Annotated in this window: 1 protein-coding gene; it reads right to left on the minus strand. The window is 70.1% G+C overall.

The annotated features are described in order from the left end of the window. A partial coding sequence (locus ABZS61_RS34765) for a condensation domain-containing protein (RefSeq protein WP_356430504.1) occupies nucleotides 1–1,808 on the minus strand: 1,808 nt, incomplete at both ends.

Genomic DNA, 1,808 nt, shown 5'->3' on the forward strand with positions numbered 1-1,808 from the left:
AGCACCTGCTCACGCTCACCACCGGGCAGGAACACCTGACGCGCGTCACCCTCCACATCCGCGGCCATCGACTCCAGCACCGACCGGTACATCGCCGCGATCCGCTGTGCGCCGGCGGTGCCGAGCACGTGGGGGTTGACCGTGAGGAGCAGGCCGCTGCCTCGGGCGGCGACGGCGAGACCGAACTCCGTGGCACCCTCGCCATCCCCGGAGTCGGTGTCGACGACGTCCGTCTCCGCCTGGGCGTCGGCCAGGTCGAGATAGCTGAAGCGCACGTCGAGGAGTCGCGTGCCGTCACTCAGTTCGCGCTGCATCACCGGCATCGGGAAGCGCCGGTGCGGCCAGAGCGTGCCTTCCTGGTCGAAGACCTGGCGGATCAGCTCCCGCCAGGTCCGTGCGCCGCGCTCGTAGGCGAACGGCACGGTGTTGAGGTACATGCCGTAGACCCGTTCGGCGCCCACGACCTCGGGCCGCCCGCTGGAGACCAGGCCGGTACAGAAGGAGTCCTCGGCGGTCAGCTGGCTCATCACCTTCAGGTGCGCCGCGTGCAGCACAGCCTTGAGTGACGTTCCGGTGCCGCTCGCGGCAGCTCGGAGCGCCGGGGTGAGGTCGCCGAGCGGCACGTGCACGGTGTTCGCACGATGTCCCGGCTCGTGGTCGCCCCATCCGGAGGGCAGCTCGAACTTGGCGTGCGAGCCGAGTACGTCCCGCCAGTAGCTCCTGTCCTCGTCGGAGTCCAGCGACGCCAGCTCGGCGGCCACGAAGTCCGCGTACCGCACGGCGGGGACCGCCACCTCGGGCAGGGCCTCGCCGCCGCGCACCCGCAGGTAGCCCTCGACGATGTCGCTGAGCAGGGTGCGGTGGCTCCAGCCCTCCGTGATCGGGTGGCAGACACTGACCGACAGCCACCAGGCCTCGTCGGACTCGACGAGTGCGGAGATGCGGAGCAGCGGGGCGCGGGACAGGTCGAACGTCTCGGCCCGCTCGGCGGTGATGTGCGCCCGGCGCGCTGCCGCCTGCTGTTCGGCGTCGAGTCCTCGCAGATCCTGCACGGTCACCGGGATGACGGTGCTCGCGTGGATGAGCTGGAGCGGCACCGCGAAGCCTTCGAGGTCGAAGGATGCGCGGAGCATCTCGTGGCGTTCCACCACGGCCTGCCCGGAGCGGCGCAGGGCGTCGACGTCGAACGGGCGGCCGTCCTTGATTCGGAACGCGGTCGTGTTGTGGTACTTGTTCAGCCCTTCGTCGGCGAGCATCTCGACCAGCATGCCGAGCTGCACCTGCGCCAGCGGGAAGGCGTCCACGAGGCCCGCGGGCAGCTTCGCCCTGTCCTCGTCCCCGATCAGCGCGAACGGTGCGACGACGGCGGACTCGGTGACAGGTTCCGTTCCCGTGAGCGCGGTGGCGAGTCCGGCGACCGTGCGGTGCTGGAAGACGTCCCGTACCCCGGCTTCGAAGCCCTCGGCGCGCAGGGCACCGACCAGGGCGATGGCCTTGATCGAGTGACCGCCCAGATCGAAGAAGTTGTCCTCGACCCCGACCCTCTCCAGCCCCAGCACACCGCTCCACACTGCGGCGATGCGTTCCTCGGTGGGGGTGCGGGGGGCCACATAGGTGTCCTCCGCCGATCCCTCGGGGTCGGGGAGGGCGCGTCGGTCGATCTTGCCGTTCGCGGTCAGCGGAAGGGCGTCGAGCCCGATGAAGACGGACGGAACCATGTACTCCGGCAGCGAAGCCCCGAGCTGCTCAGCCAGGCCATCGATGCTGCCCACGACATAGGCGATGAGCCGCTGGTCCTCCGAGACCAC

This window comes from Streptomyces sp. NPDC005566 (genome assembly GCF_040605575.1).
Lineage (GTDB): Bacteria > Actinomycetota > Actinomycetes > Streptomycetales > Streptomycetaceae > Streptomyces.